The sequence below is a fragment of the Halomonas sp. BC1 genome, assembly GCF_002078135.1.
Taxonomy (GTDB): Bacteria; Pseudomonadota; Gammaproteobacteria; order Pseudomonadales; family Halomonadaceae; genus Vreelandella; species Vreelandella stevensii.
The window spans coordinates 53,569-61,086 of sequence record NZ_LFGS01000004.1; the positions used below are offsets into that span (position 1 = coordinate 53,569).

At 61.3% G+C, this 7,518-nt stretch carries 6 protein-coding genes; 2 read left to right on the top strand and 4 right to left on the bottom strand.

Annotated elements, in window-relative coordinates; genetic code table 11:
- Positions 1-222: 222 nt before the first annotated feature.
- Both B7L72_RS01860 and B7L72_RS01865 read right to left on the bottom strand, forming a co-directional pair.
- The gene (locus B7L72_RS01860; protein WP_081192242.1) at positions 223-1,266 is read right to left on the bottom strand and encodes a threonine aldolase family protein; all 1,044 of its coding nucleotides are present in this window, start codon (positions 1,264-1,266) and stop codon (positions 223-225) included.
- 140 nt (positions 1,267-1,406) lie between these two features.
- Positions 1,407-3,419, bottom strand: coding sequence for an NADPH-dependent 2,4-dienoyl-CoA reductase (locus tag B7L72_RS01865; protein WP_081192244.1), 2,013 nt, complete (start codon positions 3,417-3,419; stop codon positions 1,407-1,409).
- 314 nt (positions 3,420-3,733) lie between these two features.
- Between B7L72_RS01865 and B7L72_RS01870 the strand changes: the two genes are divergently transcribed.
- Positions 3,734-4,651, top strand: a complete 918-nt coding sequence (locus B7L72_RS01870; RefSeq protein ID WP_081192246.1) for a DMT family transporter — start codon at positions 3,734-3,736, stop codon at positions 4,649-4,651.
- A gap of 43 nt (positions 4,652-4,694) precedes the next feature.
- Entirely contained in the window at positions 4,695-6,263 is a 1,569-nt protein-coding gene (locus B7L72_RS01875) for a bifunctional GNAT family N-acetyltransferase/carbon-nitrogen hydrolase family protein (RefSeq protein ID WP_081192248.1), read from the top strand.
- A 58-nt stretch (positions 6,264-6,321) separates the two neighbouring features.
- Here B7L72_RS01875 and B7L72_RS01880 read toward each other — a convergent pair whose 3' ends face one another.
- A complete protein-coding gene (locus B7L72_RS01880) occupies positions 6,322-6,621 on the bottom strand; it encodes an MGMT family protein (protein WP_081192250.1) in 300 nt (99 codons plus the stop codon).
- Between the two features lie 37 nt (positions 6,622-6,658).
- Positions 6,659-7,267, bottom strand: a complete 609-nt coding sequence (locus B7L72_RS01885) for an FMN-dependent NADH-azoreductase (protein ID WP_081192252.1) — start codon at positions 7,265-7,267, stop codon at positions 6,659-6,661.
- Positions 7,268-7,518: the final 251 nt, after the last annotated feature.

Here is a 7,518-nt window from a genome sequence, read left to right on the forward strand (position 1 = left end):
CCTGCCGTGCGAAGTGTCGCTCTATCAGCGTAGTCAGCATTAGCAAAATGTGATGACGAAACCTTCAACGCAGCGCAACGATCCGCGTCTTATATGGCTATGAGCAAAGGCGAGGCAAAATAGTTGCGTTGAAAACACCGGGCTGACAAGAATCCTCTCCAACAACGCAACGCGCCGCCTGAGCAGGCGGCGCGACGACCACAACCGGGCCTTGCTGGCGGCTTACTCCAGCACGGATTTGACGTCGGCCAGTAGCTGGTCCAGTAGTTCGATGGTGGTGTTCCAGGCGCACACGAAGCGTGCGCCGCCCGCACCAATGAAGGTATAGAAGGTCCATCCGCGCGCTTTCAACGCTTCGATGGCATGAGGAGGCAATTCAACGAAAACGCTGTTGGCTTCGGTGGGGAACATCAGCGAGACGCCAGGCAGCGCCTGCAACCCTTCCGACAGATAGCGGGCCATGGCGTTGGCGTGCTCGGCATTGGTCAACCAGGCGCCGCTTTCCAGCAGGCCCAGCCAGGGCGCCGAGACATAGCGCATCTTGGAGGCGAGCTGGCCCGCCTGCTTGCAGCGGTAGGAGAAATCCTCGGCCAGTTCCCGATTGAAAAACAGGATGGCTTCGCCAAACGCCAGGCCGTTCTTGGTGCCCGAAAAGCACAGCGCATCCACCCCGACCTGCCAGGTCAGCTCGGCAGGTGACGCCTTCAGGCTGGCGCAGGCATTGGCAAAGCGCGCGCCATCCATGTGCAGGCGCAGGTCATGCTTGTCGGCCATGGCGCGAATCGCCAACAGCTCTTCACGGGAGTAGACCGTACCCACTTCGGTGGCCTGGGTCAGCGACACGACCTTGGGTTTGGGGTAGTGGATGTCGCTGCGCTTGGTGACCAGCGCCTCGATCCCTTGGGGAGTCAGCTTGCCATTGGCACCCGGGGAGGTGAGCAGCTTGGCCCCGTTGGAGAAGAACTCCGGGCCGCCACACTCATCGGTTTCGATGTGGGCCAACTCATGACAAATCACGCTGTGGTAGCTGCGCCCCATCGCGGAAAGCGCCAGTGAATTGGCAGCGGTGCCGTTGAACACGAAGAACACATCGCAATCGTAGTCGAACATCTGACGAAAGCGGTCGGCGGCACGGGCAGTCCAGCGGTCGTTGCCGTAGGCCAGGTCATCGGCCTGATTGGCTTCCATCAGGTACTGCATCGCTTCCGGGCAAATACCCGAGGTGTTGTCACTGGCTAAAAATCGTGGGGTACACTCCGAGGGCATGACGATTATCCTTTTTCTCTGGCGGTCGTGCAGCGCAGGCCGGGTGCCACCTGCGCCTTAATTCCCTAACAGGGCTTAGTCGTTAGGGTTGACCTTCAGTCTATCGCCATTTCAACGTCAACGTCACGCGCTCAATATGGCTACAGCGTGGCAGCCAGACGGGTGCCCTGGTCAATCGCCCGCTTGGCATCCAGCTCGGCCGCTTCGTCTGCGCCACCAATCACATGCACGCGTTTGCCCGCCTGCTCCAGGGGCGTCAGCAGGTCCCGCACCGACTCCTGACCCGCACACACCACGATGGTGTCCACCGCCAGCACCTGCGCCTCTTCACCCTGACGAACATGCAGCCCGGCATCGTCGATTTTCAGGTACTCGCAGCCAGTCAGGGTACGCACCCCGCGCTGCTTGAGCGACGCGCGATGCACCCAGCCAGACGTCTTGCCCAGGTTTTTACCGGGCTTGGAGCTTTTGCGTTGCAACATCACGATACTGCGTGGTGAAGCGGGCGGTGTGGGAGCTTTCAGCCCGCCTGGCTCACTCACCGTGAGGTCCACGCCCCACTCTTCACACCAGGACTGCAGATCCAGGGCCGGGTGGCCATGATGCGCCAGCAGTTCCGATACATCGAAGCCGATGCCTCCGGCACCAATCACGGCCACCCGGCGGCCCACTCGCTCGGGCTGCGCAATGGCTTCGGCGTAACTCAACACGCTGGGATGGTCGGCGCCGGGCAGGGTCAGCCCACGGGGCGTCACGCCGGTCGCCAGCACCACGTCGTCGAAGGCAGCCAGCGCCTCCAGCGTGGCGTCGGTATTCAAGCGCACCTCCACGCCGTGCTTGTCGAGCATGACGCGGAAGTAACGCAGCGTTTCGTTGAACTCTTCCTTGCCCGGAATCTTGCGCGCAAAGTTGAACTGCCCGCCCAGCTCGCTGCGCCGTTCGAACAGCACCACCCGATGACCTCGGCGGGCGGCTTCCACGGCGGTGGCAAGCCCGGCAGGCCCGCCGCCGACCACGGCCACCCGTTTGGGAGACTCGGCAGCCACCAAAGGCAGCTCGGTTTCGTGGCATGCACGCGGATTGACCAGGCAAGAGGTCAGCTTGCCCATGAAGGTATGGTCGAGGCACGCCTGATTACAGGCGATACAGGTATTGATCTCTTCGGCCTTGCCGAGCTCGGCTTTCTGCACCCATTCAGGGTCTGCCAGGAAAGGCCGCGCCATGGAGACCATGTCCGCGTGCCCTGACGCCAGCAGGCGCTCGGCCACGTCGGGCATATTGATGCGGTTGGTGGTGATCAGCGGGATCGACAGCGCGCTGCGAATCCGTTTGGTCACCTCGCTGAAGGCTGCCCGAGGCACGCTGGTGACGATGGTGGGCACCCGCGCTTCGTGCCAGCCAATGCCGGTATTGATCAGGTTGGCGCCCGCCGCTTCGATGGCCTGGCCAAGCTGCACGACCTCTTCCCAGGTGCTGCCCTCCTCCACCAGGTCGATCATCGACAGCCGGAAGATGATCAGGAAGCGGTTGCCCACGGCTTCACGAACGCGTCTGACGATCTCCACCGCAAAGCGTATACGCCCTGCGAAGTCACCGCCCCACTCATCGTCCCGGTGGTTGGTGCGGCGACAAATGAACTGATTGATCAGGTACCCCTCGGAGCCCATCACTTCGACCCCATCGTAGCCCGCCTGCTGGGCCAGCGTGGCACAGCGCACGTAGTCGGCAATTTGCTGCTCGACCTCGTCGCTGGTCAGCGCACGGGGCACGAACGGATTGATGGGTGCCTGCAACGCCGAAGGCGCCACCAGCTCAGGGGAGTAAGCGTAGCGACCGGCGTGCAGAATCTGCATGCACAGATGTCCGCCCGCCTGGTGAACGGCATCTACCACCTGGCGGTGCTCTTCGAGCTGGCTGGCTTCGGTGAGCGCATGTGCCCCCTGGAACACCGCACCCTCGGCATTCGGCGCAATGCCGCCAGTGACGATCAGGCTGACCCCCGCCCGCGCCCGCTCGGCATAGAACGCCGCCAAACGTGCAAAGCCGTTGGGGGCCTCTTCCAGGTTGGTATGCATGGAGCCCATCAGCACCCGGTTGGGCAGCGTCAGGTGGCCCACGGTCAACGGGCGAAAAAGGTGCGGATAAGCGTGCATCACGGCGCTCCTTTGGAGTTGTTAGAACGACAAGCCTCTCATATTCAAACAAGCGTATGACATAGTTCCTTCGGCGTACAGCCTTTTACCGCCGTTGCCCCCTTGCTCATCATGGAAAAGAAGGTCACATTAACCGACTAACGATAAGAGGATGCTTACAAACTACTGCGCTAGGCCATGCGGCGTTGAAATCAGCCTCAAAATGCTCATTTACACTCTGTAAACTCCGCTTTTTCGGCTGATTTCGCCTTGCCTGACCGTCGCTCGTGACATTTGTAAACATCCTCCAAGGGATTGTCTTCAGGGAATGCGCTATGCCATTGATCTACTTCTTGCCCCCACTGGCCACCGTGCTGATCTGGTCGGGGAACATGACCATCAACCAGTTGACGGTCGGCGCGATTGCGCCCAGCAGTATCGCCTTTTTACGCTGGCTGCTGGCGCTGGCGGTCATGACCCCTTTCGTGCTGCCTGCGGTATTGCGTCACCGCGACGAGATTCGCCGCAACTGGCTGAAGCTGGCGCTGCTTGGGCTGCTGGGCATGGGCCTGTGGCAGGGGCTTGCCTACGTGGCAGCCGAAACCACCACCGCCACCAACATGGGCATTCTGGCGGCCATGGTGCCCCTGCTGACGGTACTGCTCAGCGCGCTGATTCTGCGTGAGCCCCCCACGATGGGCGGCGTGGCAGGCGGCGTGCTGGCCTTCATTGGCGTGACGGTACTGCTGGGGCGTGGCAACCCGCTGTCGTTGCTGCAACTGCAGGTGGCCCAGGGCGACGCGCTGATGGTGGTGGCAGCCACCTGCTATGCGCTGTATGGCGTTATGCTGAAACGCTGGGCCATGAACCTTCCGCCCTGGGTGATGCTTTACGCCCAGGTCTGTTTTGCCGTGCTGTTCCTGCTGCCCGCGTACCTGATGGGCCCCATGACCCCAGTGGATAGCAGCAACGTCTGGCTGATTCTCTACGCAGGCATTCCGGCCTCGGTGATCACTACCTTCCTATGGATGCGGGCCGTCCGTCAGATCGGGGCCAACCAGTCGAGTATTTTCATCAACCTGATGCCCTTGTTCAGCGCCCTGATTGCCATGGCGTTTTTGGGTGAGCGGGTAGCGGGCTTCCACTTCATTGGCGGGCTGCTGATCCTGGCAGGCGTGATCATGGCGCAGACCTTGACCCGCCCCCTGGTCAGCCGCGTGGCGGCCAGTAAAACGAGCAGCGCCCAGCAATGATACAATAGGCTAACTTCATTCGCTGAATGGGAACCCCTGACCTATGTCCCTGGAAGAACTGCACCTTAATCTGCGTAACCTGAGTAGCGACGATTACGAGCAGCTTAAGTCGCTGATGGACGCGGTGTATCATGATATTGGTGGCGCCTGGCCCGAGCACACCATTGCCAAGCTGATCCAGGAGTTTCCTGACGGCCAGATTGCCATCGAAGACGACGGCGTGCTGGTGGGCGTGGCCTTGACGGTACAAGTGGATTACGACGAGTTCTCCAACCCGCACAAGTACGACGACCTGATCGGCCACCGGGAAATCATTCTCAACAACCCCGACGGCGACGCCATGTACGGGCTGGATGTCCTGATCCACCCCGACTACCGTGGCTACCGCCTGGGCCGCCGCTTGTACGAAGCGCGCAAGGAGCTGTGCCGCTCCCACAACCTGCGCGCCATCCTGGCCGGCGGGCGCATTCCCGAGTATCACCAGCATGCAGGCGAGCTGACCCCGGCCCAGTACATTGACAAGGTCTCTCGCAAGGAGATCTACGACCCGATCCTCTCCTTCCAGTTGGCCAACGACTTTCAGGTCAAGCGCCTGCTGCGCAAATACCTGCCGGAAGACGAGCAGTCGCGTGGCTACGCCACGCTGCTGGAGTGGAACAACATCCTCTTCGAACCCGCCGACAGCGTGCTGGATACCCGCCCGACGCAGGTTCGAGTGGGCGCAGTGCAGTGGCAAATGCGTGAGTTTGCCTCGGTGGAAGCAGCGCTTCAGCAGATCGAGTATTTCGTCGATGCGCTCTCGGATTACCAAAGTGATTTTGCCGTTTTCCCGGAGCTGTTCACCACGCCGCTGATGGGCCTGCAGGATCGCGCCGCGCAGAAAGACCAGACCGCTGCCATCCGCTTTTTGGCGGGCTTCACCGACCGTTTCAAGAGCGAGCTGTCGCGGATGGCGGTGTCCTACAACATCAATATCGTCGGCGGTTCGATGATCGAGGTGGGCGAGGACGACCGTCTTTATAACGTGGCTTACCTGTTCCATCGGGACGGCGAGGTGGAGAAACAGTCGAAGCTGCATATCACCCCACAGGAGCGGCGCGACTGGGTGATCGAAGGCGGCGACGATCTGCAGGTGTTCGATACCGATGCAGGCCGTGTCGGCATCCTGATCTGCTACGACGTGGAATTCCCGGAGCTGGGCCGCCTGCTGGCCGACCAGGACATGGACATTCTGTTCGTGCCGTTCTGGGTCGACACCAAAAATGGCTACCTGCGTGTGCGCCACTGCGCTCAGGCGCGGGCCATCGAAAACGAGTGCTACGTGGTCATCTGCGGAAGCGTCGGCAACCTGCCGTCCATCGAGAACCTGGATATCCAGTATGCCCAGTCGGCGGTATTCACCCCCTCCGACTTTGCCTTCCCCCATGACGCGGTGCTGGCCGAAACCACGCCCAACACCGAGATGATCATCTTCTCGGACCTGGACTTGACCCGCCTGACCGTAGTGCGTGCAGAGGGCTCGGTGACCAACCTCAAGGACCGCCGCAAGGATCTCTTCGACCTGCGCTGGCGGGACTGGTCGCTGAAGTCCGGCGCCAAACGGGAAGAGTAAGCCCTACGGGAAGAGTAAGCCTTCGGCTGCCGTGATGGCTGGATAAGAAACGGCTGTGCTAATCCGGCCATACCAGATGGGCAGGCACCCTGCCCTTGGCATCGAACACCACGCCCTCGTCACGCAACTTCTGGTGCTGGCGCGCCGCGCCGCCATGGTCGGCCAACGTCAGCGATGCCGCAATCACGCGGTGCCAGGGCACCTGGTGCCCCTCGGGCAAGTGTCGCATGGCAGACCCCACCATGCGCGGCGAGGCCCCTTCGGTCATGCTGGCCACGCGCCCATAAGTGGTCACCCGCCCCGCCGGGATCTGATCGACGATGGTATAGATCTGCTCCAACAGCTCGGGACGCGGCATGGCTACCTCGAATGCGTGAACTCCAAGGTGAAGTGGCTTACAGGCCATCCACCAGTTGATTAATGGCCTGGAAGGCTTCTTTCAGTGCGCTATCACGCTGGGCGTCACCCATGTTGAGGCCTTCCGCGAACACCACGTCCACATCGCTGATGCCCATCAGGCCCAGCATGGTTTTCAGGTGCGGGGTCTGGCTATCGAACTCGGTGCCAGCGTATTGGCCACCCCGGGCCGCCAGGATGATGGCGCGCTTACCTTCCAGCAGCCCCTGCGGGCCAGTTTCAGTATAGCGGAACGTTTCACCAGCGCGCAGCACGCGGTCGAACCACGCTTTCAACTGCGAAGGAATTCCCAGGTTGTACATCGGCACCGCCAGCACCAGCACGTCGTGGGAACGCAGCTCGGCCAGCAGCTCATCGGAGCGGGCCGCCAGTGCTTTTTGGGCGTCGCTGCGCTCGTCAGCGGGGGTTTGCCATGCGCCCAGCTCTTCGATGTCCAGGTGGGGCAGCGCATTGGCCACCACGTCGCGGTGGCTGACCTCCACGCCGCCACGGGCAGCGACCTGCTGCTGAAAATGGTTCGCCAGCGCATTGGACTGGCCGTTTTCACCCAGAACGGAAGACGTGACTAACAGAGTACGAGTTGCCATCGTAAGATTCCTTGCCAAAGATTAAAGAGATGGCGCTATTCTAAGGCGCTTTCCAATAAGCAAAAGCGCAACGTTTTCCGCCCTTCATTCGACAAAATCGAATCGTGCTCCATAAAATAAAGGTTCTACGCAGACTCGCGTGAATCAATTGGCCTCCCACAGGGTGATTCAGGCAAGGTGCTTGCTCAGGTTGTGGGAGGGAGCTTCAGCTCGCGATGATTCCGGCACCCAGCTTGATAGGGGTGCCTGCC

What these genes read in the sequence shown, in the direction of transcription:
- B7L72_RS01860 (WP_081192242.1), bottom strand. Translation starts at nt 1,266, where the DNA reads ATGCCCTCGGAGTGTACCCCACGATTTTTAGCCAGTGACAACACCTCG.
- B7L72_RS01865 (WP_081192244.1), bottom strand. Translation starts at nt 3,419, where the DNA reads ATGCACGCTTATCCGCACCTTTTTCGCCCGTTGACCGTGGGCCACCTG.
- B7L72_RS01870 (WP_081192246.1), top strand. Translation starts at nt 3,734, where the DNA reads ATGCCATTGATCTACTTCTTGCCCCCACTGGCCACCGTGCTGATCTGG.
- B7L72_RS01875 (WP_081192248.1), top strand. Translation starts at nt 4,695, where the DNA reads ATGTCCCTGGAAGAACTGCACCTTAATCTGCGTAACCTGAGTAGCGAC.
- B7L72_RS01880 (WP_081192250.1), bottom strand. Translation starts at nt 6,621, where the DNA reads ATGCCGCGTCCCGAGCTGTTGGAGCAGATCTATACCATCGTCGATCAG.
- B7L72_RS01885 (WP_081192252.1), bottom strand. Translation starts at nt 7,267, where the DNA reads ATGGCAACTCGTACTCTGTTAGTCACGTCTTCCGTTCTGGGTGAAAAC.